The 25,174-nt window shown below is 42.7% G+C and carries 21 protein-coding genes; 14 read left to right on the forward strand and 7 right to left on the reverse strand.

All coding sequences use genetic code 11. The features are described from left to right. The first annotated feature begins 366 nt into the window (after nt 1-366). The gene (locus tag LNL84_RS05190; protein WP_244355666.1) at nt 367-828 is read left to right on the forward strand and encodes a TetR family transcriptional regulator; all 462 of its coding nucleotides are present in this window, start codon (nt 367-369) and stop codon (nt 826-828) included. Nucleotides 829-925: 97 nt separating this feature from the next. Here LNL84_RS05190 and LNL84_RS05195 read toward each other — a convergent pair whose 3' ends face one another. Then, complete coding sequence (locus LNL84_RS05195) at nt 926-1,837, reverse strand: chemotaxis protein (protein WP_244355667.1); 912 nt, start codon at nt 1,835-1,837, stop codon at nt 926-928. A 238-nt stretch (nt 1,838-2,075) separates the two neighbouring features. Here LNL84_RS05195 and ppiC point away from each other — a divergent pair, with 238 nt between their 5' ends. From ppiC to LNL84_RS05210, 3 genes are all read left to right on the forward strand, one after another. Then, nucleotides 2,076-2,354, forward strand: coding sequence for a peptidylprolyl isomerase PpiC (gene ppiC, locus LNL84_RS05200; protein ID WP_244355668.1), 279 nt, complete (start codon nt 2,076-2,078; stop codon nt 2,352-2,354). Between the two features lie 220 nt (nt 2,355-2,574). Further along, nucleotides 2,575-4,515: an alpha-amylase family protein gene (locus LNL84_RS05205; protein ID WP_244355669.1), complete on the forward strand. Its 1,941-nt coding sequence runs from the start codon at nt 2,575-2,577 to the stop codon at nt 4,513-4,515. Nucleotides 4,516-4,825: 310 nt separating this feature from the next. Further along, nucleotides 4,826-6,190, forward strand: coding sequence for an alpha-amylase family protein (locus LNL84_RS05210; protein WP_244355670.1), 1,365 nt, complete (start codon nt 4,826-4,828; stop codon nt 6,188-6,190). 88 nt (nt 6,191-6,278) lie between these two features. Here LNL84_RS05210 and LNL84_RS05215 read toward each other — a convergent pair whose 3' ends face one another. Both LNL84_RS05215 and LNL84_RS05220 read right to left on the reverse strand, forming a co-directional pair. After that, nucleotides 6,279-8,150 carry a methyl-accepting chemotaxis protein gene (locus tag LNL84_RS05215; RefSeq protein ID WP_244355671.1) on the reverse strand — a complete coding sequence of 624 codons (1,872 nt, stop codon included), beginning with the start codon at nt 8,148-8,150 and terminating at the stop codon, nt 6,279-6,281. Nucleotides 8,151-8,401: 251 nt separating this feature from the next. Further along, nucleotides 8,402-9,772 carry a YjiH family protein gene (locus LNL84_RS05220; protein ID WP_244355672.1) on the reverse strand — a complete coding sequence of 457 codons (1,371 nt, stop codon included), beginning with the start codon at nt 9,770-9,772 and terminating at the stop codon, nt 8,402-8,404. A 333-nt stretch (nt 9,773-10,105) separates the two neighbouring features. Between LNL84_RS05220 and LNL84_RS05225 the strand changes: the two genes are divergently transcribed. From LNL84_RS05225 to LNL84_RS19730, 5 genes are all read left to right on the forward strand, one after another. Next, nucleotides 10,106-10,732 carry a hypothetical protein gene (locus LNL84_RS05225; protein WP_244355673.1) on the forward strand — a complete coding sequence of 209 codons (627 nt, stop codon included), beginning with the start codon at nt 10,106-10,108 and terminating at the stop codon, nt 10,730-10,732. Nucleotides 10,733-10,851: 119 nt separating this feature from the next. Beyond that, nucleotides 10,852-11,151 carry an isoamylase early set domain-containing protein gene (locus tag LNL84_RS05230; RefSeq protein ID WP_244355674.1) on the forward strand — a complete coding sequence of 100 codons (300 nt, stop codon included), beginning with the start codon at nt 10,852-10,854 and terminating at the stop codon, nt 11,149-11,151. Between the two features lie 35 nt (nt 11,152-11,186). Next, nucleotides 11,187-12,620 carry a peptidoglycan DD-metalloendopeptidase family protein gene (locus LNL84_RS05235; RefSeq protein ID WP_244355675.1) on the forward strand — a complete coding sequence of 478 codons (1,434 nt, stop codon included), beginning with the start codon at nt 11,187-11,189 and terminating at the stop codon, nt 12,618-12,620. An 11-nt stretch (nt 12,621-12,631) separates the two neighbouring features. Next, on the forward strand, nt 12,632-12,982 hold the full coding sequence (locus LNL84_RS05240) for a hypothetical protein (protein WP_244355676.1): 351 nt from the start codon (nt 12,632-12,634) through the stop codon (nt 12,980-12,982). Between the two features lie 179 nt (nt 12,983-13,161). Further along, nucleotides 13,162-13,296: a hypothetical protein gene (locus LNL84_RS19730; protein WP_279610948.1), complete on the forward strand. Its 135-nt coding sequence runs from the start codon at nt 13,162-13,164 to the stop codon at nt 13,294-13,296. 65 nt (nt 13,297-13,361) lie between these two features. Here LNL84_RS19730 and LNL84_RS05245 read toward each other — a convergent pair whose 3' ends face one another. From LNL84_RS05245 to LNL84_RS05260, 4 genes are all read right to left on the reverse strand, one after another. After that, nucleotides 13,362-13,979, reverse strand: a complete 618-nt coding sequence (locus LNL84_RS05245) for a glutaredoxin (protein WP_244355677.1) — start codon at nt 13,977-13,979, stop codon at nt 13,362-13,364. A gap of 55 nt (nt 13,980-14,034) precedes the next feature. Next, on the reverse strand, nt 14,035-14,931 hold the full coding sequence (locus LNL84_RS05250) for a DMT family transporter (protein WP_244355678.1): 897 nt from the start codon (nt 14,929-14,931) through the stop codon (nt 14,035-14,037). Nucleotides 14,932-15,570: 639 nt separating this feature from the next. Then, nucleotides 15,571-16,593, reverse strand: coding sequence for a porin (locus tag LNL84_RS05255; protein WP_244355679.1), 1,023 nt, complete (start codon nt 16,591-16,593; stop codon nt 15,571-15,573). A gap of 174 nt (nt 16,594-16,767) precedes the next feature. Further along, nucleotides 16,768-17,778: a porin gene (locus tag LNL84_RS05260; protein WP_244355680.1), complete on the reverse strand. Its 1,011-nt coding sequence runs from the start codon at nt 17,776-17,778 to the stop codon at nt 16,768-16,770. A 745-nt stretch (nt 17,779-18,523) separates the two neighbouring features. On the opposite strand from LNL84_RS05260, the gene LNL84_RS05265 reads away from it, so the two are divergent. The 5 genes from LNL84_RS05265 (at nt 18,524) to ctaD (ending at nt 25,169) form a co-directional block, all read left to right on the forward strand. Continuing rightward, nucleotides 18,524-19,585 (forward strand): porin, encoded by a 1,062-nt coding sequence (locus LNL84_RS05265; protein WP_244355681.1) that lies wholly within the window; start codon nt 18,524-18,526, stop codon nt 19,583-19,585. Nucleotides 19,586-20,039: 454 nt separating this feature from the next. After that, entirely contained in the window at nt 20,040-21,110 is a 1,071-nt protein-coding gene (locus LNL84_RS05270) for a porin (protein ID WP_244355682.1), read from the forward strand. A gap of 187 nt (nt 21,111-21,297) precedes the next feature. Continuing rightward, the gene (locus LNL84_RS05275) at nt 21,298-21,912 is read left to right on the forward strand and encodes a fumarylacetoacetate hydrolase family protein (protein ID WP_244355683.1); all 615 of its coding nucleotides are present in this window, start codon (nt 21,298-21,300) and stop codon (nt 21,910-21,912) included. Between the two features lie 492 nt (nt 21,913-22,404). After that, nucleotides 22,405-23,526 (forward strand): cytochrome c oxidase subunit II, encoded by a 1,122-nt coding sequence (gene coxB / locus LNL84_RS05280; RefSeq protein ID WP_244355883.1) that lies wholly within the window; start codon nt 22,405-22,407, stop codon nt 23,524-23,526. Nucleotides 23,527-23,540: 14 nt separating this feature from the next. Then, on the forward strand, nt 23,541-25,169 hold the full coding sequence (ctaD, locus tag LNL84_RS05285; RefSeq protein WP_425244286.1) for a cytochrome c oxidase subunit I: 1,629 nt from the start codon (nt 23,541-23,543) through the stop codon (nt 25,167-25,169). The last annotated feature ends 5 nt before the right edge of the window (nt 25,170-25,174 follow it).

The following is a 25,174-nucleotide window of genomic DNA, read 5'->3' on the forward strand; positions in this document are numbered from 1 at the left end:
TTGTATATCGCACACCTATCCATGCTGCATGATGATATGAGCTGTCTATGCAATGCTATGAGTTTACTTTGTGATGAAAGTCTCGAATATGAGACATTTTCCATGACACTTAGTGACAGTTTTGTATACAGCGTAGGTATAGATGGTAATATTTCTAATATCAATCATTAACGATTGATTTTTATAATATTTCACTGCTTGGCCATTTGCGCTATCGATGGTGTTGTTGAGAGATTAGGAAGCCGTTCCTTGATTGAAACAATTTTTAGCACTTAAAGAGTAGAACGTTCTACGATTTTTTTTAGAATTCAAGCGAAAGCGTCTAATTAGTGAACTTACTATAACGATAAGAGAAGAACTTTAGAAATGCCAAAGCGTAGTAAAGAAGATACAGAGATCACTATTCAGAAGATCATGGAAGCTGTTGTTGACCAGATAATTCGCCTTGGTTATGACAAGATGTCATATACCACGTTGAGTCAGCAAACGGGTGTATCAAGAACTGGTATAAGCCACCATTTTCCAAAAAAGACTGACTTTACAGCGGCACTTGATGGAAGAATTTTTAAAATGTTTACCGATCATTTGGATTTCGAGCGAGGCTTAGTGGGATTTTCCATGAGCTGGATTAATGCTATGAAAAACCAGGAGTTTATGGCAATTTTAAAACTGTTATTCCATCATATTGTCACAGCGGATAATTCACATGATTTCGCGACTAAAGGAGTCGATCGTTTATATAAAATGGTTGAAACTCAATACGGTGAAGAGAGCCAACGTGAATTAGAATGGTTGATTGGAAAATCTTTGGTCCATCTTAGCCGATAAGTGTAACGTTTGAGACAGTAGCTTAAAAAAACCATGAACTAATTCATGGTTTTTTTATTTGTTCTGACTCAGTTGGATTTGATACGACTGTCGGCTTTTAGCTTCTTTGTTCAGACAACATATTTGCCCCTCTAAGCATCGCCTGGATCAATTCTCCGGCTTTGAATTTTTCTAAAGCTTCGTGGGCACCTACTTGGTGTGCACGTTCAGTACACATCTCGCTCGAGAGTGATGTGTGTAGAATGCGGTAGCTTTGACTTAAGTTTGCGTCATTTTGAACTTCGAATGCAAGCTCATAACCGTCAAGCCCGGGCATTTCGATATCACTCACTAAAATATCAATAGCGGAGCTTGTGCCAGCTTGTTTTTGCATCAGCTCAAGAGCAGCAACACCGTTATTGCACAGTTGATAAGGGATATTGATATTATTCATCGCGTCGCACAGCTGTTTTCGTGCGATTGACGAGTCGTCGACCAATAGTATGTTGAGAGCTTTCATTCGTTCTCGTTGAACATCTGTAAGCATAGGGATCGTCTCGTCTGCATACTGTGGGTATATATTAGACAACAGCAACTCAACATCCAAAAGTTGAATGATTTCGTCGTCTATACGAGTGACGCCAGTAACGAAAATGTTTTTGCCTGAACTTTCCGGTGCAGGCTCAATTGAGCGCCAGTTACACTCAATAATTTTGTCAATTTCTCTCACCATAAAAGCGACAACAGTGCGCAAGCAGTCAGTGACAACTAAATAGCAACTGTCGTACTCTTCTGGCGCGATAGGCCTAAAACCGATGGCGGCTGCCATGTCGATAACAGGTACAGTGAGATTACGGATTGTAACGGTTCCAATGACATGCCTGTGTGAGTAAGGAATTTGCGTGGTTGGTAAAAAAGGAACGATTTCGCGAACTTTAAGAGTACCGATGGCAAATTTCTGCTTTTGCAGGTTCAACGTAAATAGCAACATGCCTTGTGATTGATTTGCTTTATTTTTTATATTCGACATAGGGGCTGTTTTGCTCGTTATGTTAGTTACTGACGGTGCCATAGCTTAGCTGATAGGATAGCCTAGTCTATAGAATAACGTTTAATTTCCCATGTTATATAGCGACCAGATAGCGCATTAGCTTAATTGTTAATCAGATAAACGTGATTTGTCTCAACTATTGGGCTAAACTTCGCGTCAATTTCGTTTAGAAGGTCAAGATTGATCTTCTCATATCCTAAAGTTAAAAGGTGTAGATATGGCACGAACTGCGGCAGCACTTCACATATTGGTCAAGCATAAAGAGCAGGCTGAAGATATCATAAAACAGCTTAAGAAAGGCACAAAATTTCAAACGCTTGCAAAGAAATACTCTAGTTGCCCGTCAGGTAAAAAGGGCGGAGATTTGGGTGAGTTTCGAAAGGGGCAAATGGTCCCACAGTTTGATAAAGTCTGCTTTACAGGAGAAGTACTCACACCACACCTAGTAAAAACCAAATTTGGCTGGCATGTGGTGAAAGTGCTTTACAGGACATAATGTCAACTGTCTCACTAGACATGTTGGCCTCGTTTGGTGTGCTTAAGTTCTGAGAACGCAACCCAACATGCATTCCTAAGAAGGTCAGAGTGAATTCTCTGACCTTTTTTTATTGGTTAACTTAAACGATTCAGATATTGCTCTCGAACGGGTTAGTTGGACTGTTCTATAGTGAGAGTATTGGAAAAATCATGACGTTTAGGTGAGAAGGTATAGGCTAATGGGAAAGGAATTGAACGCAGCTAGAACCCTTGAGATATTGTTAAATTCTATTGAGTTGCCAAAACTCAGTAAGAAAGATGAAAAGGTATTTTTGCATCGGCTTGATCAGCACTTTCCTGCGTTAGCTGAACGTCTCTTTGAGCTTTATGGCGACAGATATGAATTTTTTTGGTACTTACAGCAGTTGGTGATCACCTTAGCGAAAGCTTTTAGTCAGCGATCTCGACAACTGAAAAACAAAGATGAGCTTCGACTGCAGGAGCCACGCTGGTACCGAAGTGAGAAAATGCTAGGTATGGCGGTTTATGTTGATTTGTTCGCTGGAGACTTAAAAAAGCTTGTCGATAAAATCGCCTACTTTCAGTCTCTTGGGGTAAATTATGTTCACCTTATGCCTTTATATAAATGCCCAGAAGTAGAGAGCGATGGAGGCTATGCAGTTTCAGATTATCGAAAGGTCGATCCCAAACTTGGTAGTGAAAAAGATCTCAAAGTGTTGTCGGCTGCGTTTAATGAGGCAGGGATCAATCTTGTGTTGGATTTTGTGTTCAACCATACATCCGATGAACATAAATGGGCGAAAGCGGCGAAAGCGGCGAAAGCAGGAGAAGCAGAATTTGAAGACTTTTACTACTTTTTTGAAGATAAACAGCAAGTAGACGAGTTTAATCAAACGTGCAGAGAGATCTTCCCGACCGTTAGACGCGGCAGTTTTAGCTACCTTGAAGATCTTAATCGCTGGGTATGGACGACGTTCAATAGCTTTCAATGGGATCTTAACTATTCCAATCCAGCGGTGTTTAACGCCATTACCGGTGAGATGTTGTTTTTGGCTAATATTGGCTGCGATGGATTACGGCTCGATGCGCTGGCGTTTGTTTGGAAACAAAAAGGAACACAGTGTGAAAACCTTCCACAGGCTCATACATTAATTCAAAGCTTTAATCTTTGTCTGCAAATTGTTGCTCCGGCTGTTCAGTTTAAAAGTGAGGCTATTGTACATCCCGATGAGGTCGCAAAGTACATAGCGAAAGATGAATGCCAGCTTTCTTATAACCCTTTACTCATGGCGCTGATGTGGGAAGCTTTGGCCACAAGACAGACGCAGCTACTTACGGCGTCACTGACAAAGAGTTTCGAGATTTCTACTGATTGTGCCTGGGTTAACTATATTCGTTGTCATGACGATATAGGTTGGACGTTCGATGATGACGTAGCAAAACAGTTAGGGATCAACGGCTTTAATCACCGCCGCTTTCTCAATCACTTTTACACTGGTCGCTTTGATGGTTCATTTTCGAAAGGAGTGCCTTTTCAGGAAAACCCATCAACAGGTGATTGTCGAGTTTGTGGCTCCCTTAGCTCTCTTGCTGGATTAGAAAGCGCGCTCGATACGCGATCGAGTAAGATGATAGAACTTGCGATAAAGCGTGTTCGATTGCTCAATAGTATTAACTTGAGCATTGGTGGGATACCACTGATTTATCAGGGTGACGAACTTGGTTTGCTTAACGACTACGATTACCTCACTGATCCTTCTAAAGAGCAAGATTCACGTTGGGTCAACCGCCCCAATATTCATCAACAGGATTTCGATGAAGTTTGCAAACCGACATCGCCAATGGCGAAGATTCATCGTCAATTAGTAGAGATGATTAAACTGCGTCAGTCGTTACCAGTCTTTGGTGAAGCGGAAACGCACATTCTAGAGACCTACCGCCCACATCTATTTGCTTACGCAAGAGTTCATGAAAATGGCGAACGCCTGCTAGCCATCTGTAACTTCAGTGAGCATCGTCAAGATGTTCCAACGTCAATTTGCGATATACTGGGTTCGCGCAAAGTCCATGATATTTTAAATAGGGAATATAAACCGTATCATGAGAATATTATATTTGAAGCATACGAAGTGAAATGGTTAATGGTGGTTAACACCTAATTTTTACTGAGTTATTTATTCCATCAGTGGGCTACAAGCTGTGATCTTATTCGCAGCTTTTTTATTTTTGCGTTATCTTGGCAAACGGATGGTGAAGCGTTATTGCGCTATTAGGGAGTGAAAAGGGCTATCTGGATATTTGTTACTTCAATAAAATCATAGTGTTAAATTTTTTATTATAATTCGGATTTTATTCTAGTTGTACTACGCCCTTTGCCTCATACATCGCTTTTCCTGGTCAGGATGAGTTTATTTTCTTGAGGATTCTTATAATTTGCCTAGTGAATCGATGCGATTATTGGAGAAGACCATGTCATCGAATGATGTAGTGACGAATAGTAATGTGATTTTGCATGCGTTTGATTGGCCGTACGAACGCGTAGCACAGCACGCTGAGCAAATTAAGGCCGCCGGATACCAGACTGTTTTGGTGTCACCCCCTATGAAGTCTTTTTATCAGGGAGAAGACACCCAATGGTGGCAACTCTATCAGCCCCAGGATTATCGCCTCATAGATAATAAGTTGGGCAATACCCTAGACTTCAAGCACATGATGCTCGCGGCAAAAAAAGCAGGGCTATGGGTGTATGTTGATGTGGTATTCAACCATATGGCAAACGAATCCGGTCATCGGCTCGACCTACAATATCCTTGCGATAGCGCAATGAAGGAATACCATGGCAACGCCGATGTATATCAAACACTGACCTTGTTTGGTGACCTTAGCGAACCTCTCTTTACCGAAGAGGATTTTGTGGAAGCTTTTGGCATCACCAATTGGCAAGATAGGTGGGAGGTGCAAAATGGTCGCCTAACGGGAGGGCCGAATGATCCCGGCTTACCCACCTTGCGAACTAACGAAAATGTTGTTCTGCAGCAACAAGCTTACTTGAACGCCTTGAAAGCATTAGGTGTGCGAGGCTTTAGGATTGATGCCGCGAAGCATTTAACTGTTGAGCATATTAAACAGGTCTTTACTGAAGAGATCACCGAAGGTTTACATGTATTTGGCGAAATCATTACTGATGGTGGCGCCACTAAGCAAGAGTATGAGCTATTTTTAGAGCCTTACTTACAAGAGACGAGGCTTGCAGCTTATGACTTTCCTTTGTTCAATACCGTATTTGACGCGTTTTCAGAAAAAGGCAGCTTAACTTCCCTTATTGACCCTTATTGCTTTGGACAATCGCTGAAGCACTCGCGCTCTATTACGTTTGCGATTACCCACGATATACCTTGCAACGATGTCTTTAAGAACCTAGTTTTGCCAGAGTCGAGCGAATGGTTAGCATATACCTATATTTTGTGTCGCGACGGTGGTGTCCCATTGGTGTACAGCGACTTGAATCCAAGTGGCATCACCAATAGTACTGGCAAGCCTCGCTGGTTGGACGCTTGGAAAGATGAAAAACTGGTCAAATTGATTGAATTTCACAATCAATTCCATGGACTGCCTGCAAGTTTAGTTGAAGCGAATGATGATCTTTTGGTCTTTACACGCGGAGAAAACGGCGTTGTAGCGATCAATAAATCTAGCAAGACGCGAAAGGTCAGAATCGCCAGTCAGGAAAGTGGTATAGATATTTTGAATGAGCAAGAGTACCCGTCTATCAATGGTGTGATCGAACTAGAGGTAACGCCAAAATCTAGCTCGGTTTTAATTATTCAACACTAAGCACTTCGCACCAAATAGCAAAATGAAAAAAAGCCCCTAACACATCTATTAGTAGAAAAAGGGGCTTACTTTGCTGTGCACATTGTCGTTACACTTTAAAGCGCTCTAGAATTAACTCTTGTTGGTGGACGTTGTCGCTCTGTTCTTTCATTGCTTTATTGGCGCCGGATGCAGCCTGAGAGACTTGCTCACTTAAATCTTTAATTTTTATTGTGTTAGAGTTAATTTCTTCTGCCACAAGGCTTTGTTCTTCCGCCGCCGCTGCAATTTGCATGTTCATATCAGAAATCTGAGCAATAGACGTACGGATCCTTTCAAGAGCGCCATTCGCCTGTTGAGCTCGCTCTACGGCTTCGCTGGCTGTCTCCTTACTTTGATTCATGGCTGCTGATACAGAGTGTGCACCGTTTTGCAACTGCTCAATCATGCTACGGATTTCCGTCGTTGATTCCTGAGTACGCTGCGCCAAAGTACGAACCTCATCTGCAACCACAGCGAAACCACGACCGGATTCACCTGCGCGTGCTGCTTCAATAGCGGCATTCAGTGCCAGCAAGTTAGTTTGGTCGGCAATATCGTTAATAACTTTTAAAATCGTTTCAATGTTATCGGTGGCAGATTCAAGCCCTTGAACTTGATCCACGGCGTCATCAATACAGTTAGAGAGTACGTTGATCGCTTCGGTTGTGTGTAATACAACACTTGAGCCTTCTTGGGTAGCACTGTCGGCTTCATGAGCGGCACTGGCAGCACCCTGTGCATTGTTTGCGACTTCTGCTGACGTACTGGCCATTTCGTTCACCGCGGTAGCAAGCTGTTCTAGTTCTTGCCATTGTGTCCCCATCGCAACCGTGGATTGCGCCGCGCCTTGTGTTGTTTGCTGGGTAAGAGACAGGATTTTGCTAGAGATGGCTTTTGACTGTACGATTTGCTGCTGAAGATTTTCAGTAAAGGTATTGAACCCCTTTGCTAATTCCGCAAATTCTTCGTCGGTATTGGTATCGAGCCTGTGAGTTAAATCGCCATTGCCATTTGCCATATCCTGGATGGCTTTATTGAGCTCCCCAAGAGGCTTCATCAGCGCCTTGAGAAGCATGGTAAGCGCAATGATACTGAGCACTAAACCGGCAAGGGTGAAAAGCAAAGACTGATTGCGAAGCTTGTCAATGGCATGAAAGGCAATGCCTTTGTCTACAACTGCGCCCACATACCAATTTTCGCCAGGGACTTGTGAAAAGTTGATCTGAAATTCGCCGCCGTCAATGTTGGTGTGCTGAACACCACTGCGCAGTTCAATGTTTGGTAAAAATGAATGCAGAGGTTGACCGTTAAAGCTGCTGTCTGGATGGGCGATGGTCATGCCTGTTTCAGTGACGACAAACAGGTAGCCGGCACCAAATACGTCCGTTTGATTAACCAGTTCGGCTAGCGTGGTCAAAGTGACATCAAAAACGACACTGGCGTAGAACTTACCTTGGCTGTCTTCCACAGGTGAGCCCAACGAAATGATGACGTCTTTTGTAGATGAATCCACGTAGGGGTCAGTGACGATCGTATGGCCAGCAGCTGTGGACTCAGTAAACCACGGACGCTGTCTAGCGTCATAGCTCGCATCCGGCACCCAACCATCATTACTTAGAAGATCACCATCGCTTGCATAACCAACTCCAACGGCTTGAAATGTCGATTTAAGCGTAGGTGAGGTGATAATAGAGTTTACATATTCTCTAGATGTAGGATTCACTTCGATCGCTTCCGTGATCGAACTGACAAGATCTCGCTTTGATTTTAGATCATGCGTAATTGTGCTTTTTACGCCATTAACGACTTCTTTGAGGCTAGTATCAATTTGTGTTTGAAGTTCGCTATGGACGGTAACCAGTTGCGTGATGGCGAGGGTTGATACAGTGGTCAGTAAAAGAGCGGCCGATGCGGCGACAATCTTGTGGCTAAATTTCATATAGGATCCTAAATCAATGCTTATCCTTTCGATAGGTAAGCACTACAGCATAAGTATTTTATATAAAGTGTACGGTGTATCGTTTCACTCGAAATTGTATCGGTATTCGGGAGTAAATCTTTAGGAAAAATAGAGAGAAACTTACTGGTCAGCCCACCGATGATAAAAATATCACTAATGGCTAGGTAGTCATGCCTTTATACAATAAGGGCCCTGAATGTTCAGAGCCCTGAATTACGTGATAATGATACTTAGAAGATCAAATGGGCGACCGCTGCGATTACCGGTAAGGTGATCAAAGTACGTAGGATAAAGATGGCAAACAGTTCAACGATGTTGACAGGGATCTTGCTACCTAACAGCAAGGCACCGACTTCAGACATGTAAATAAGTTGAGTGACAGACATAGCCGCAATAACAAAGCGAGTCATTTCATTATCAATTGATGCCGCCAGAATGGCAGGGATAAACATGTCAGCAAAGCCAACAACAATTGTTTTAGAGGCGGCAACGGCTTCTGGTACACCTAGCAATTCAAGGTATGGGATAAACGGCGTTCCTAGGATCTCAAATACAGAGGTGTATTCAGCGATGACTAGAGCAATCGTACCAAGCCCCATCACAACAGGCAGTACACCAAAAACCATATCTACTGCGTTTTTAACACCTTCAGAAAAAACGGTCTTGATTGATGTTACTTTTCCTGCTTTTTGCAGTGCTAATTCCAAACCCCAAGAGAAAGTAGAGTGACCTTCTGGTACCAGTTCAGCGTCATCCGCAGGCTTTGAACCATCGATAAAGGTATTCTTTTTATTTCTTAGTGGTGGCAGGCGCGGAATAATGATTGCTGCAACGAAACCAGCCAGGCAAATAGCACCGTAAAAAGGAAGGAACAAATGTTCTAGCTCTACTTGAGCGATGACGACCAAACTAAAAGTAATCGATACCGCAGAGAATGTCGTACCAATCACGGCCGCTTCGCGCATTGTATAAAACTTGCTTTCATATTGCTTGCTGGTCAAAAGTATCCCAACGCTTCCGTCACCCAACCAAGAGGCAATACAGTCAATAGCGCCACGCCCTGGAAGGTTAAATAAAGGGCGCATAATCTTACTCAGCAACGTACCAAACAGTTCAAGTAGGCCGAAATTAAGCAGCAATGGTAGCAGTAAACCGGCGAAGATAAAGACAGAGAACAGTGTTGGTAATAAACCTTCAAGCACTAAGCCACCCGTATTCTCTTCCCAAATTGCCATAGGACCCACTTGGAAATACGTCATAACGGCGGCGATACCACCAATGATACGTACTGTAAACCAAAGAGGTGACGGCAATAATAGACCACTCAAAAACGGGCTTCTTTGTATGGCAGCAGGCTTAACGATCTTTGCCAGCAGAGTAATTACGGCCATTAAGGCGATAATAACCGTGATTAAGCCAACGATAAAATCAGAAATCGATGACTGCAAAGATTTAGCGAGTACTGCCACTGGAATAGTTAGGTTGCCCTGAAAGCTAATCGGTGCCATAAACAGAAACAGACCGAAAAGAGAGGGGATGAAAAACATCCAGAAGTTACCTTTTTTGCCCTTCTCAGGGGCAGTTTGAGCGTTATTTTGCATTATATTCTCGTATTACAACTAGTAAAAATTGACGGTTCCATGTGTCAACTTAACGACTAAACATCCGTGTTTTCTGAGTGTGGCAAGATTACTGTTTTTTTTTGAATCTGGCAATACTATTCATTAAAAAAGACTAAGTATTCAGTTGTCGAGACTATTTGGTTCATGCATATGCAAGATAACGTACTGTGTTTTTCCTGTTTTGCAATCAAAAATCAACATCATAGAGCTTGATAGTAAGTTCACGAGTAACACGTGCCAAAGTGATAACTCAATGCGGTGGAGGAACTGTGGTATTCTATGACGCATATTCTATGTTGTTTGAGAACCTATATGCGTAAACGGATATTACCAATTCCTCTTATTCTTCTGATTCCTTCTGTGTTACTCGTGGCCGTTGTTGTGGCGGGTGTCTATCGATTTAGCCTTTCTGATGAAGACATTTTAGCTAAGTTTCCTAGTTCGCACCAAAATCATGATGTCATTGTTAAGAATTTCCTTAGCTTGAATGCGACTAATCCATGGACGATTCAAATTCCTGAAAGTCATGCTTTTTCGTTACTCGACACCGTTGATGAATCGTCGAAAACAATTATTGGACAATATGATAGCGGTGTAGAACGGGGCAAAGTGTTTGTCTTTTACCATCATTTACAAACTATAGGGAAAGACTATGCCGATCCTAAGGGTTTTGTTGCTCCGTTTATGATTTCGAATCAAGGGAGCGGCCTTTTCTACTATTTGGGTTTGTTCAGATGGGATGGTCAAAAATCAAGAGTGGTGTTGAGTGATTCGGTTTTGCTAGGTGATAGGATAGAGTTAGATGGTATCGTTAGAACAGACGATAAGCTAAGCGTTCGGTTTAAACAGCATTCAGAAACGCAAGCGATGTCCGATGCACCGAACGCTGATACTCGTTTAGAAGTGGGTGTTCAAAGCGGAAAAATTTCGCTTCATTAATATAAACGTTCTTGCTTATCAGTTGCTTACATAATTTGTAAACTATTCATGTTGAGAATGTGTTCTAGATTACATATTATCCAATGAGGTATTGTTTTTTTAGACAAATGGAGCTTGCGATGATTAGTAAACGTTTTTTTAAAACAAAAAATGAAGTAGAAGTCACTTTTGAACTTGACGCTAAGAATGTTGAGAATGCTGAGATCGTGGCGGATTTCCTTGATTGGAAGCATACGCCAATGAAGAAAGTAGTTAAAAGCAAATCATTCAAATTTAAAACTCGGCTTCCTAAAGATGGCGAGTTTGAATTTAGGTACTTTGTAAATGGCACTGAGTGGGTCAATGACGCTCAAGCGGATCAGTATGTACCAAATGAATACGGCGCGGATAACTGTATTGTTAACACAACTCAAGCGTAGCGCTTAGCTAGCAATGAAATCAAAAACGAGGCGATTTGCCTCGTTTTTTACACTCCGGTTACATCTTTTACGTTAATTTTCCTCGCCAATGGATGAATTTCTTCTTAGAAACGTATAATCTAAACGCCTTATTTTTAGGTTGCATTGGTAACATTGTGCATTCAGATCCTTCAGCTCATCAGCGAAAAGACTCGGCGATATCGCGCTCGAGAAAAAAAATCCGTATCGGCTTAATCGCGGCTTTGCCTTTACTTGCTGCCGCTGTATTTTATCAATCCTTTTCTGGGCATAACCTATCCAAGACAGTTGATCTTCAAATTCGCAGTGACTCTGTTGCTCAAAGTACCGTTGTTTTTGAACAAGAGCTCGAAACGACCATTAAGCATCCAAAGTTTGAATACACAGTGCAAAGAGGCGATAGCCTGAGTGAAATTTTTGAACAGTTAGGTTTTTCATATCGCGAACTGATGTCGATCATGGAAACCGACCTAGACTATCTATTGCTTGATACTATCAGGCCAGGTGATGAACTTCGCTTTTGGCAAGATGACGACAACAAGTCGTTGTTGAAAATGGAATTGAGTTTAAACATTGCTGAAAAAGCAGTGTATCAAAGACTTGATGATGGCAGCTACGAATTCAAAGATATTTCAATTCCAGGCGATTGGAAAACGCAAGCGTTGATCGGGGAAATTCATGGTAGCTTTTCTTCTTCCGCTAATAAACAAGGACTTAGTGCCAGAGAAATAGATCAGGTCGTCACCTTACTGAAAGACAAATTGAGTTTTACGCGCGATCTAAGAGCGAGCGATCGTTTTGAGGTAGTTAAAACTAAGCAGTTTGTTGAAGGCATCGCAACAGGTAACAGTGAGCTTCAAGCTATTAAAATCTACAACCGTGGCAAGGTGTATAGTGCGTTTCTACACACTGACGGTCAGTACTATGATGCCGATGGTAATAGTCTTCAAAGGGCATTCCAAAGATACCCAGTTAGCCGAAATTATCGCATTTCGTCAAACTTTAATCCGAGACGTTTACACCCAGTAACCAAGCGTGTGTCCCCGCATAATGGGACAGACTTTGCTACGCCAACAGGTACCTCAGTTTATACGACAGGTGATGGTGTGGTCTCTATGGTGAGAAATCATCCGTATGCAGGAAAATACATCGTTGTCGATCACGGTGGGCCATACAAAACGCGTTATTTACACTTGAGTAAAACACTCGTGAAGAAAGGCCAGAAAGTCTCTCGGGGGCAAAGGATCGGCCTTTCTGGTGCCACGGGGCGCGTAACTGGGCCACATTTACACTATGAATTGATCTCGAGGGGTCGTCCCGTCAATGCAATGAAAGCCAATATACCGATGGCTCAGTCGGTTCCTAAAAAAGAATTGAATCAGTTCTTCGCTCGCAGAGATGAATGGGAATCCCTGCTTAAAAATGAAGAACTTAAACTGGCAAAACGATAAAGAGATTTGAGATGCAAGAAAAAGAATTTCAACAACTGGTCATGACATTGTGTCTACGAAATAGTGTGCCAGAAGTACTTACCACGTTAAAAGAGTCTGCTGATAGCGATATTGTTGATGCGGCTCAGTCTTTGGCTGGCCAATTTGCTTTAGCTGAAGTTGAAGGTGAGCAAAGAATTTATCACGTAAGCAAACAGCTTGATGACGAAGGAGAAGAGCAAGAGTTTGTTGAGCATATCATGAACGAAGGTGAGGACATCATTAAGTTTGTTGCCTGGTTCTTTGATATTATGTTTGAAGTAAAACCAAGTGATACATACCGCGCAGCAGGAAAAACCTACCGCCAACCAAAGCGCAGCTGATCTAATACGCACACCGTCACGTTTTTAGGGCCAACATTATTGTATGTCGGCCCTTTTTTACACCTAAGGTGTAATTTAATTACATAAAAGTGTGATTTGAGTCTTGTTTTTTAATGGTGCGGGTATATCATACGCATAGATAAGATATTTAATTACAAAATCTATGTGGAGATAAAATCATGGGTTATGAACTAGGTGCTGCTTATATTGGTCAAATTGCGGCAAAAAAAATGATAGACGAGATGCTTTATGGCAAACCACAGCCACAGAAGAAATCTCTTATCAAAAGAGTATTGAAAAAAATAACTAAGTAATCAGTTATTTTTTAAAAGGATTTGAACAATTAAGCCCGCAGTAGCGGGCTTAATTGTTATGGTTCTCAAGACGCAGATTTTTCACCTAGTGAAACCACATTATTAGGTGGAGAGGGCAAATTTCCTTGGGATATCCATGCCTCTAAATTATCCGCACCGCCAATGTATTGGTCATCTAACCAAATCTGCGGAACGGTAACCGGTGTTTTCTCACCAATAATGGCCTTCACTTCTGGAATCATTCTGTATAGAGCGGCGCTGTCTTTGACGACATCAAAGTATTGGTAGCGGATCCCTGCCTCATCTAGCATTTTCTTGGCCTTGGCACAGTAAGGACAAGTTTCTTTCCCATAGATGATAGTCCCTTTGAGTGTATCTCTTAATGCCCACTCTTTAATGACAGATTGGATTAGTACACCACGATTAAGGGCTTCCCCCTGACTAACGACTTTGCCTTCAACAACTAAAATGGGCGCGTGCCAAGCTCCTAATTTTAGAGGTTCCCACCAATTTGATAGCCAATCTTTTACTTCAAGTTCAACGGGAACTTCACCAAGTTCGTTCTCAAAAGTATCGTTAAGAATGTCCTTGGTGAGGGTGCATTCACCACAAGGGATGTTAACTTTAAAAGGCCCCCAGCTTCCCGCCCAGCGATATAAAGTAATTTTAATTGGTGATGTCATAGATTCGACCCTTATTCAATATTCTATTAACTAATAGAACAGAGATGCGCTTGTTTTATTTCACTGTTGCCAAAGATTTTGTTTTTTTGGTTTCCCAATGCGTAATAAAGGCGACAGAGGCAATAATAATAGCAGCGCCAACCCAAAGTCGGCCAGGAGGAACCCAACTAAATACGACCCAACCAGCTAGCACGTTCATAGGTAATTTTGCGTGATCGAAAGGCTGAACAAAGGATGCATCGGCAACCGAGTAGGCTTTAACGATCGCCCACTGAGCTAGAGCGGTTAGCGAACCTGCGATAAGTAGTAATACCCATATATCGGTACTTGTCGGTAGGGAGAGGTCAGGCAGAGCGAGTAATAAGTTGAAAGGCGTAATGAGAATGAGCAGATACACAACCATTGTTGACGGGGAATCATAAGATGAAAGACGTTTAACCATAAGCGAATAACAAGCCCAAAAAAACGCCGCGCCAATAGGAAGTAATGTGGCCCAACTAAAATTTTCGGCCCAAGGTTCAAGAATAATCATTGCGCCAACAAACCCGCTCAATGTCGCGATCCAACGTGCTGTACCCACGTTCTCCTTGAGGATAAACCCTGATCCTAGCGTTGCGAAAAGCGGTGAGGTCATTAACAGTGCGATGCCTTGCCAGATTGGTACAGGATAAGCCAGTGCCCAAATCCAGAGTTGAATGCCGATGACGGAAAGAAACACACGAAAAAGATGAGCAGGAAAATGCTTTGTTCTTAGCGACTGACGCAGTCCCAAAGACTTTAAGTACGGGAGGATCACGACAAGGGCAATTGTGTATTGAATCAAAGCAATCGTCGTAGAAGGTAGCCCATGATTGATACCGACAATTTGAGTAATACTATTAATAATTGCAAAAGCCAGACCCGCAGTGAGCATCCAGCCCGCCCCTTGGATCGGATTGTGTTGTTGTTTCATGTTATCCATTCATTAAGTATTGAGCGCTTGTCCTTCACACGAGCAGCGCAATGTTTTTATGTGTGAGCATTGTACATGGAAAGAGAAAGAGACGTTATGATTTCATTTGTCTTACCCAAACATTATTTGTCTTATCCAAACAATAGAAACAACGAAAAGCGGCGTATAGCAAATAGCCTAGTCGGTATAATATATGACGATGAATAAAGAGTGGTTACAGTGTCACACAGTAACTAAGTGAAATAGGGTTATATAAAAAAAGCCTCCCTAAAAAGGGAGGCAAAAGGTAGCCACTTATTATTACTTTGGTATAACCAATCGACGTTGTATTGATTCGGTTAGTATTAAATCATCTTCTCCCTCTAAAAAGCGATTGCGCTAAATGCGCCCAAAGCAAGTAAGTGCAAATGCTGCCAGCATTTGACATATTTACTTTTGCATGAAGCGTACCAACATGTTAAAAACTTTCTATTTAAACTAACTTGCTGATATATTTAGGTATTTAGTTTGATGCCTATTTTTTATGTGACGTAGTGTCCGCATCTTGACTCGTTCAAACTGTGCAGCTGCACCAAAATGAATCAAAGTAAACGCGACCAAACCGATGATTTATTTAAGCTTGGTCGTTGATTCTCCGTATTAAAAATCGTAACGAAGCCCTAGGCGAAGTGAATTTTCCGCGTCAACATGGTCACCATTTTTATCGGTGACTTTTAAATTATTCATCTTGTAGGTCACGTAGGTTCGTAGTGCTTTGTTAAAGTCGTATCGGCCAGTGATCTCAACGAAATCATTAGCATCGCTTTTCTCACCTGATACTTCATTTTTAACAGTCGACTTCGCGTAAGCACCGATGATTCTGAAACCATTACCCAACTTATAGTGAGCAGCTAACTCTGTACCGGTAAAGCTTTCTTTGTTTAGCAAGCCTGAATCGGAATCATTGAGATCGCCTTGGGTATAAGAACCAGCAACGTAAAAAGAGCCGATTGTGTAGCTAACACCACCAATCACTTGGTTTGCTTTGCCTTCACCGTCGCCATTATCATTAGCAGAATAACCAAGGCCTAAACCCAGGCCAAATGGCAGGGTATAAAGCCCCGACAATCCGTAGCCATTTTCGTTTTTATTTTCAGCCGCTATTAAGCTAGCTTGTACTGATAAGGCATCCATAAACTTGCCAGAATAAGCGAAAGTGTTGTTCACTTGCTCATCACCGCCATTGATGAAGTCTTTTTGTGTATTGGTGTGAGTACCGATGTCGGTCATTTTTGACACTTGAACGTTGGCGGTATCTTGCTTACCAAAAGAGAGCGCACCAAACGAAGTGCCTACACCTGCGTACATGTAGCGCTGCTTAAACTGTTTGTTGGCGGTATTGTCACCAGAAGAGTCCACAGATTGTTCCGCTTCGTAAAAGCCGAACCCAGTGAGGTTGTCTGAAATTTGAGTTTCGCCTCCGACGTTCAAGCGAAAGCGGCTTTTGTTCTTCATGCTTCCATCGATTTCATTGCCTTTGTCATCACCAATGAAGTCACCTCGAAATTCAGCGCGCCCGCCGATCTTTAGGCTGGTACCATCTTTGTTGTATACCTCAGCAGCAACCAATGAACCGGACATGAGGGCTGAAAGAACAGAAGTTGCTAGGATCGCTTTTTTCATTTTTTCCACTACCTTATTTGAATCAAGAGACACCTTGTCTCGTTGGGATGCTTGTAAGGTAGTGTTTTTATGTGACAGCTAAATGAGTGTGATATGACGGTTTGGTTGCACAGATTAGTATTGACCATAAAAAAGGGCAGCGATGCTGCCCTTTACAATAGGATGTTACTAAATTTAGAAGTCGTAACGAAGTGCGAGACGCAGTGAGTTTTCAGCATCCTCTGTTCTTTGTGAGCTATCAGCTTTTAAGTTGTTGAGCTTGTAAGTTGCATAAGTTCGTAATGTCGAGTTGAAGTAATAAACACCCGTAAACTCTACATAATCGCTGACGCTGTATTTATCGAGACCATCTGGGTCAATTTCACCTTTTTGGTAGCCTAACACCGCCTCGAAATTACTTTCAAATCGGTACTGAGCAACGGCTTCAACACTGTTGAATTTATTGTCACCAGCGAATTTTTTTGAGCCATCCCCCTGAGTATAACCAACGCCGACATAGAGGCCATCCAGACGATAGTTCACGCCTCCGATGACCTGTGTAGAGTCTTGGGCGTTAGCGCCTGGGTTATCGTTGGCTGCGTAACCAAGTCCAAGACCTAAGCCCATCGGAAGAGTATAGATGCCCGAAAGTGCCCAGCCGTTTTCGTTTTCTTCTTCAGCTAGCAAGAAGCTTGCTTTTACAGACAGTGCATCCATAAAGTAACCAGAATAGGCGATCGCATTGTTGATCTGCTCATCACCGGCTTGGATAAACGTTTTTTGGATACCACTGTGGGAGGTCACCGTATCGGTCATTTGAGATATTTGAACCGTTGCTGCGTCTTGTCTGCCGAACGTGACTGCGCCGGCGTCACTAGATAGACCAGCCCACATGTAACGTTGCTCGAAATTGTCATTCTTGTCGTTGCTACCACTAGATTTAACTTTTTGTTCCGCTTCGTAGAAAGCGATGCCGCTAAAACCATTAGATATTTGCGTTTCACCACCGACATTGATACGTACACGAGAGTTATTTTGCATAGTGCCGTCAATTTTGTCGCCGCCAGACGTACCTTGGAAGTCCCCACGGAACTCTGCACGTCCACCAATACTTAATGAATTACCATCTGAGTTGTAAACCTCTGCCGCGAATGCTGAACCAGAGACGAGTGTTGTTATCGCCGTAGCGATGGCTGCCTTTTTCATAATTATATCCTTAATTATTTTATACCCACTGCAATGTTATCCACTGCGGTACTAAGCCTTGTTACACATAGGCTGCGTACTTGAGTAAATATAGAACGACATACTCGAACTGCTCTTTTAGGCGCCAATTAGTTCACTTTTTGTTCGCTCTGTGTGATTTAGATCACAATAAATATACTATCTGCAGTGCGTTCTAGGCTTTTCCAAAGGTGATAGGAGGGGCGTGGGCGACTGGTGGTGTATGAGATGTCGAGAATTTCGCTCATGATGGATTGTTAAATTATGAAACATTTCGTCACCGTAATAGTGATAAGGTTTTCTTGAAAACCCCAAAATTAGACTAAAAATTGGCTTTAGAAAGCAAATCATAATCAATGAGATGTCTTTATGGGGTGAGGAGCTTGGTGGTAAAAATGCGAGTTAAATTACTGTGTTTTGGTGGTAAATAGACATAAAACAGTACTCCTCTCTGATTTATTTGAATTTAGGTATTTTTTGTAATTTCCTAACTCTTTGTTTTTGTGGGATTTAAATGTATAAAAAACAGTGTTTTCAATTTTTTACGACTTTTTATGAAAGCATTGGGAACTTTAGGGTTAGAGTGATTTCCGTCATGTTAATCCAGCGTTACATGCAAGTGTTTTGATTCAGGTTGCTGTATGTGTGATTTGAATTCATTTGATGGCGCTATGTCATTCGTTTTGGATGACTTTACTTTATGTAAACTTGAAATATGGAAATCCCAATGAACAAAAAAATTATTGCATTAGCAGTTGCAGCTGCAGCATTCGGTACATCAGTTTCTGCTGTTGAGCTTTACAACAAAGACGGTTCTACTTTCAAAGTAGGCGGTCACGTCTCTATGGGTGTTACTGATTCAGAGCAAACACACGCAACTGTTGATTCACGTTCTCCGCGTATCAACTTCGAAGCAACTCAAGATGTAGGCAATGGCTTTACTGCTACTGCTAAAGCCGAGTGGGCTATGAACATGCTTGACGGTGGTGATAACACGTTCACAACTCGTCTTGGTCAAGTAGGTCTATCACACGATGTATACGGTTCAGTTGTTGGTGGTACTCAATGGGCACCGTACTACGATGCTGCAGGCGTTGCGGATCTTCCAATCGCATTCGCGAATGATTTCATCTACGACAACCACGGTGCGCTAGGTACTGGTCGTGGTGATGCAATGGTAACTTACCGCAATGGCCTTGAACTAGGTAACGCTGGTAACCTTAACCTTGGTTTGGGTTGGCAAAGTGGCAACGAAATTACTGACGGTGACAACACGCTTTACAATACAGACGTGCGTACTCAGGCAGTTCTTGGTTATGACGTAGCTGGTTTTGGTGTGAATTACGCGTACAACACTGGTAACGTTTCTGATACTGCTAGCTTTAACCAAACAGCAACTTCACACCTAGTATCGGCTAAGTACGGTACATACGGTAAAGGTCTATACGTTGCGGGTGTTTACGCAATGAATGACTACATGAACTCTGGAAACAACGGCCAACTTCTTGAAGACACTAAAGCGTACGAAGCAATCTTAGCTTACGGTCTTTCAAACAGCCTTAACCTAAGTGTTAACTACGAAGCGGTTAAGAACGATGGCGATACAATGGGTGCAGGCTACAAAGGCGAAACTATGTACGCGACTACTGCAATCCAAGCAGAGTACGATGTAAACTCTCGTCTACGAGCATACGCTGGTTATGAGTTTGATCTAGAAGGTACTGGTCAGTACAAAGACGACAACACTCGTAACAACATCTGGACTGCAGGTATTCGTTTCTACCTATAAGGTAGCAACCACCTAAGTCACAAATTTATATTGAAAAGCCCGTTCTAAATGAGCGGGTTTTTTTTGTTCTTGCAGATTTCATTGTTTGTGTAAATGTTTGCTGGTTGGGTTATTGGTAGTGGTAATCAATAACAGGTAAAAATATCTAACGCGAGCTAATCTAATCTCACTATTTCTTAATTGTTTTTCTGTAACCCTATGTTTCTAATGAGTATTAACTAGGGTTTCGTGTTTTTTTAAAGCTTCATTTTATTTAACGCCACATCGCGGAACTAAATCATTAAAGTATCTCCATATTACAAATTCATGTTTTTCATGCACTTGTATTGAGTTTTATGTTTATTAAAACGACTCATCAAGTGTGGTTTAACACCCTAAGTACTTATCCACGCCTTCTTTTTTATTATGGATAAACAGAAGCGGATAAGTGTGAAACTGTCATATGGAAGTTATTATGAACAAAACCCTACTAGCTCTAGCAGTTACAACTGCAGCAATCGGCACTCAAGCAAACGCACTTGAAATCTACAACCAAGACGGCACTCAAATGTCTATTGGTGGTCACGCTACTGTTGGTCTAACTAGCGCACACGCTGGTAAAGATGCTCGTGTTGAAGAGAAATCTCCCCGTATCAACCTAGAAGTGATTCAGGACCTAGGTAACGGCTTTAAGGCTGACTTTAAAGCTGAATGGCAAATGAACATGCTTGAAGGTGCTAAAAACACGTTCAAAACTCGTCTAGGTTACATCGGTGTTGGTCACGATACATACGGTCGTGTTGCACTAGGTACACAGTGGTCTCCTTACTACATGGCTGCGGGTGTTGTTGATACGCCAATCGGTTGGTCAAATGATTTCCTTTACGACAACCACGGCTTCTTCGGTACTGCTCGTGCTGAAAAACTAGCTGCTTACTCAAACACTGTAGATTTTGGTGACGCTGGCGCACTAACTATCGGTGTAGGTTGGCAAGGTGCTAACTCAACAACTGAATCTGTATCAGTTGCGGGCACTGATGGTGTTGTGACTACTAGCGACCTAACTGTTCTTCAAGCGGACAACCGTGGCCAGGCAGCTATCGGCTACTCTATCGCTGGTTTCAACGCTAACTACGCATACAACGGTGGCGACATCACTGAGCGCGGTATTGCAAAGAAAGCTGAATCTCACATCGTTTCTGGTAAGTACGGTAACTTTGGAGCGGGTCTATACGTTGCAGCGACTTACGCTGACAACAAAAACATGAACTCATACGCTGGTAACCTAATCAAAGAAACTAAAGCGGTAGATTCTATCCTTGCTTACGGTTTTGACAACGGTCTAAACCTTATCGCTAAGCACGAAGAGATGAAAGACGACACTACAGGTCTGCGCGTTAAGTCTGGTACTTCTGTACAGGCTGAATACACGATTTCTCCTCGTCTACGTGCGTACACTGGTTACAACTACGATAACCAAGGCGAAGGCCAATACAAGAAAGCGAAAGATCACCAATTCATCATCGGTACTCGTTTCTACCTATAATCTAGTCTAAAGATTTTTGGTTTTTGATTGAAAGCGCCCGCTGTTAAGTGGGCGTTTTTTTGTTTCTTGTGTGCCCTGCGGATTGAGATCCACTGCCAATTTTTCACATTTCGCTACTCTATTCATAAAGTTATCACTCTATTTCCTATATTATGCTTCCTTTGTTTCTGCGAACTAGGGATAGATAATGCGGTCGGTACTTTTTGATGGAAAAACGGTAATGCCTTCTAAAATACTTTGTGTTGGACGAAATTACGTTAAACACATAGAAGAGTTGGGTAATGAAGTGCCTGATGAAATGGTGGTATTCAATAAGCCTAATTCAAGTTTGACGGATCAGTTATTATCTTTTCATGGTGAGCCGTTACATTACGAAGCTGAGATCTGCTTTATCGTAGAGAACGGCGCTATAGCTGGGGTAGGATTTGGTATAGATCTGACCAAGCGAGATCTGCAAAGTAAACTGAAAAACAAAGGGTTGCCCTGGGAACGAGCTAAGGCATTTGACGGTTCGGTAAAAGTAAGTCGATTTGTATCAACTAAAGGATTGGATCTTAGCAAGCTAGAAGTCGAACTTTTCATAAATAGTATGCGAGTTCAAGTGGGTGGTTGCGATCAGATGATTTACAAGCCAGATGTAATAACGAGAGAAATGGCCTCATATACCACTCTCGAAGACGGTGACATTATTATGACGGGTACGCCAAGTGGAGTGGGTGCCATTCATCAAGATGACAAGTTCCTTGGTCGGATTAAACACTGTGGTGATTGCCTGATCGAAGTAGAATGGCTGGCTCAATAGCGACGTTTTGATACTTCTGGAAATCCGCCTGCATCCTGCAGGCTTTGATAGATGACCCTATTTATAAGGTGGCACACATAATCAAGCAGCAAAGCACGATCAGCGTGTTGCCATCCCCTTAGAACTCCTAAAAATACAACGCACTTCCATAGATTCAACATTTATTCTTGAAGATCCGAAGATCTAAAACTAGCCTTACATTAACATTTATATAACAAAACGTTGAGTGGCCTCTAATATCGTACTGAGGACCATGTGTTCACTTTTTGTCATTTACTCTTATGCGAATCTAGTGGCTAGTATGTGATTTTTAGCAGCGACTGGGATTCTAGTTACAAGCAGAGCCAATCCAGATAGAACTGATCCTCTATCGTTGTCGACGGCATGCATGTTCGGGGAGCTGTATCAAGGTAGATACAGTTGAGCGAAAGGAGAAATCTTTTGAAAAGGTTGCTGACCATTCGTGGTGTAAGTACGCTTTTATTCGGGCTTATGATAGCTCGTGCTGCCTACGCTGAATCAAGTAATTTCAACATGACACGTGGTGTCACCCAAATAAGCAACAAAGTGTACGATTTGCATATGCTGATATTTTATATCTGCTGTGTTATCGCTCTTGTTGTTTTTGGGGTAATGTTCTATTCCATCGTCAAACACCGCAAATCCAAAGGCGCAGTTGCTGCCAATTTTCACGAAAGTACTAAGGTTGAGATCATCTGGACGGTGATACCCATTGTCATTCTGGTGGCAATGGCTATTCCCGCCACGAAAACCCTTGTGGCTATGGAAGATACCTCACAGTCAGACCTAACGATCAAAGTGACCGGTTCGCAGTGGAAGTGGCACTACGACTACTTTGGAGAAGACGTAGAGTTTTTTTCATTGCTTGCCACCAGCCAAAATCAAATTGATGGTAATGAAACAAAAGGGGCTCATTACTTGCTAGAGGTCGACAATCCGCTAGTTGTCCCAATCAATCGCAAGATTCGCTTTTTGATGACGTCAGACGACGTGATTCATTCATGGTGGGTTCCTGATTTTGCCGTGAAAAAAGATACCATTCCTGGTTTTATCAACGAGGCTTGGACCAAAATTGATCACCCCGGAGTCTATCGTGGTCAGTGTGCTGAGCTTTGTGGCAGAGCGCATGGCTTTATGCCTATTGTGGTTCATGCCATGGAAGAAGCTGAATACGATGAATGGCTGATCAATAAAAAAGAAGAAGTGGCGCTGGCTAAAGCTGAGGCTGCGAAAGCGTTGGATTCCTCTTTATCTCTAGACCAGCTAATGGAAATCGGTGAGCAAGTTTATATAGGCCGATGCGCCGTGTGTCACCAAGCAAATGGTCTAGGAATTGCTGGTGCCTTCCCGGCAATCAAAGGAAACCCAATAGCAACAGGCGACGCTAACCTTCACATCAGTAAAGTTGTTGATGGTGTTTCGGGGACGGCTATGCAGTCATTTGCCAACCAGTTGACCGAAAAAGAAATTGCCGCCGTAATTACTTACCAACGAAATGCGTGGGGAAACGATACGGGTGATTTAGTACAGGCATCGGATATCAATGCGTTCAAAACTCAGGGTGAGGAGCAAGAAAGCTCCAAGGAGTTATGATGGAAACGGAACCAATGAAAAACATTAAATCTTCAGCGGCGACGGATGCCGAGATCACTCGAGCCAATAGTACGGCGATATTAGAAGATGACCATCATGATCATACTCCTACGGGAATCACGCGATGGCTATACTCAACCAATCATAAAGACATAGGTACGCTCTATTTATGGTTTAGCTTTGCGATGTTCCTGACTGGCGGAGCGATGGCGATGGTCATTCGGGCTGAGTTATTTCAGCCCGGATTGCAATTGGTTGAGCCGGACTTCTTCAACCAAATGACAACCGTTCACGGGCTCATCATGGTGTTTGGCGCGGTAATGCCCGCGTTTACAGGGCTAGCCAACTGGATGATTCCAATGATGATTGGTGCGCCAGACATGGCACTTCCAAGAATGAATAACCTTAGTTTTTGGATATTACCATTCGCGTTTCTTATCTTGATTGGCTCTCTTTTCACACCTGGAGGTGGTCCTGATTTCGGTTGGACGTTCTATGCGCCATTATCGACCACATATGGGCCTGACAGCACAGCACTGTTTGTATTCTCGGTTCATATCATGGGTATTAGCTCAATTATGGGTGCGATTAACGTGATTGTGACTATTTTTAATATGCGCGCACCGGGTATGACGTTAATGAAAATGCCGCTGTTTGTTTGGACCTGGCTTATTACCGCGTTCTTGCTTATTGCAGTGATGCCGGTTTTAGCGGGTGCGGTGACCATGGTACTTACAGACAAATACTTTGGCACAAGCTTTTTTGATGCCGCTGGCGGTGGTGACCCGGTGATGTTCCAGCATATCTTCTGGTTCTTTGGTCACCCCGAAGTCTACATTATGATTTTGCCGTCTTTTGGCATTATTTCGGCGATTGTACCTGCATTTAGCGGCAAAAAACTTTTTGGGTATCACTCCATGGTTTACGCGACCTGCAGTATTGCGCTGCTGTCTTTCCTTGTTTGGGCGCATCATATGTTTACCACCGGAATGCCCGTGTTCGCCGAGCTATTTTTCATGTACTGCACTATGTTGATAGCGGTGCCAACGGGGGTAAAGGTCTTTAACTGGGTCGCCACAATGTGGCGTGGGGCATTAACATTTGAAACGCCAATGTTATTTGCGATTGCCTTTATTGTGCTCTTTACGATTGGTGGGTTCTCTGGGCTGATGTTAGCCATAGCCCCGGCAGATTTTCAGTACCATGATACCTATTTTGTTGTCGCCCATTTCCACTATGTACTGGTGACCGGCGCGGTATTTTCCATTATGGCGGCGGCCTACTATTGGCTACCAAAATGGACTGGCCATATGTACGACGAAAAGCTCGGCTTGCTGCACTTTTGGACCTCAGTAGTGTCGGTAAATATTCTCTTTTTCCCTATGCACTTTTTGGGATTGGCAGGCATGCCAAGGAGAATTCCAGATTACGCAATTCAATTTGCTGATGTGAATCAGATCGTTTCGATTGGTGGCTTTGCCTTTGGCCTTGCCCAATTGATATTCCTTTGGGTGGTTATTAAGTGTATTCGTCAGGGTAAAAAAGCGGAGGCTAAGCCATGGGAAGGGGCAGAAGGCTTAGAGTGGACCGTACCAAGCCCGGCGCCACACCATACCTTTAGTACACCGCCAAAAATCGATTGAAAAAG

Origin of the sequence: Vibrio gelatinilyticus (genome assembly GCF_022836845.1) — a bacterium.
Lineage (GTDB): Bacteria > Pseudomonadota > Gammaproteobacteria > Enterobacterales > Vibrionaceae > Vibrio > Vibrio gelatinilyticus.

Coding starts and splice junctions, on each gene's coding strand:
- LNL84_RS05190 (WP_244355666.1), top strand. CDS start 367: ATGCCAAAGCGTAGTAAAGAAGATACAGAGATCACTATTCAGAAGATC.
- LNL84_RS05195 (WP_244355667.1), bottom strand. CDS start 1,837: ATGTCGAATATAAAAAATAAAGCAAATCAATCACAAGGCATGTTGCTA.
- ppiC (WP_244355668.1), top strand. CDS start 2,076: ATGGCACGAACTGCGGCAGCACTTCACATATTGGTCAAGCATAAAGAG.
- LNL84_RS05205 (WP_244355669.1), top strand. CDS start 2,575: ATGGGAAAGGAATTGAACGCAGCTAGAACCCTTGAGATATTGTTAAAT.
- LNL84_RS05210 (WP_244355670.1), top strand. CDS start 4,826: ATGTCATCGAATGATGTAGTGACGAATAGTAATGTGATTTTGCATGCG.
- LNL84_RS05215 (WP_244355671.1), bottom strand. CDS start 8,150: ATGAAATTTAGCCACAAGATTGTCGCCGCATCGGCCGCTCTTTTACTG.
- LNL84_RS05220 (WP_244355672.1), bottom strand. CDS start 9,772: ATGCAAAATAACGCTCAAACTGCCCCTGAGAAGGGCAAAAAAGGTAAC.
- LNL84_RS05225 (WP_244355673.1), top strand. CDS start 10,106: ATGCGTAAACGGATATTACCAATTCCTCTTATTCTTCTGATTCCTTCT.
- LNL84_RS05230 (WP_244355674.1), top strand. CDS start 10,852: ATGATTAGTAAACGTTTTTTTAAAACAAAAAATGAAGTAGAAGTCACT.
- LNL84_RS05240 (WP_244355676.1), top strand. CDS start 12,632: ATGCAAGAAAAAGAATTTCAACAACTGGTCATGACATTGTGTCTACGA.
- LNL84_RS19730 (WP_279610948.1), top strand. CDS start 13,162: ATGGGTTATGAACTAGGTGCTGCTTATATTGGTCAAATTGCGGCAAAA.
- LNL84_RS05245 (WP_244355677.1), bottom strand. CDS start 13,979: ATGACATCACCAATTAAAATTACTTTATATCGCTGGGCGGGAAGCTGG.
- LNL84_RS05250 (WP_244355678.1), bottom strand. CDS start 14,931: ATGAAACAACAACACAATCCGATCCAAGGGGCGGGCTGGATGCTCACT.
- LNL84_RS05255 (WP_244355679.1), bottom strand. CDS start 16,593: ATGAAAAAAGCGATCCTAGCAACTTCTGTTCTTTCAGCCCTCATGTCC.
- LNL84_RS05260 (WP_244355680.1), bottom strand. CDS start 17,778: ATGAAAAAGGCAGCCATCGCTACGGCGATAACAACACTCGTCTCTGGT.
- LNL84_RS05265 (WP_244355681.1), top strand. CDS start 18,524: ATGAACAAAAAAATTATTGCATTAGCAGTTGCAGCTGCAGCATTCGGT.
- LNL84_RS05270 (WP_244355682.1), top strand. CDS start 20,040: ATGAACAAAACCCTACTAGCTCTAGCAGTTACAACTGCAGCAATCGGC.
- LNL84_RS05275 (WP_244355683.1), top strand. CDS start 21,298: ATGCGGTCGGTACTTTTTGATGGAAAAACGGTAATGCCTTCTAAAATA.
- coxB (WP_244355883.1), top strand. CDS start 22,405: ATGATAGCTCGTGCTGCCTACGCTGAATCAAGTAATTTCAACATGACA.
- ctaD (WP_425244286.1), top strand. CDS start 23,541: ATGAAAAACATTAAATCTTCAGCGGCGACGGATGCCGAGATCACTCGA.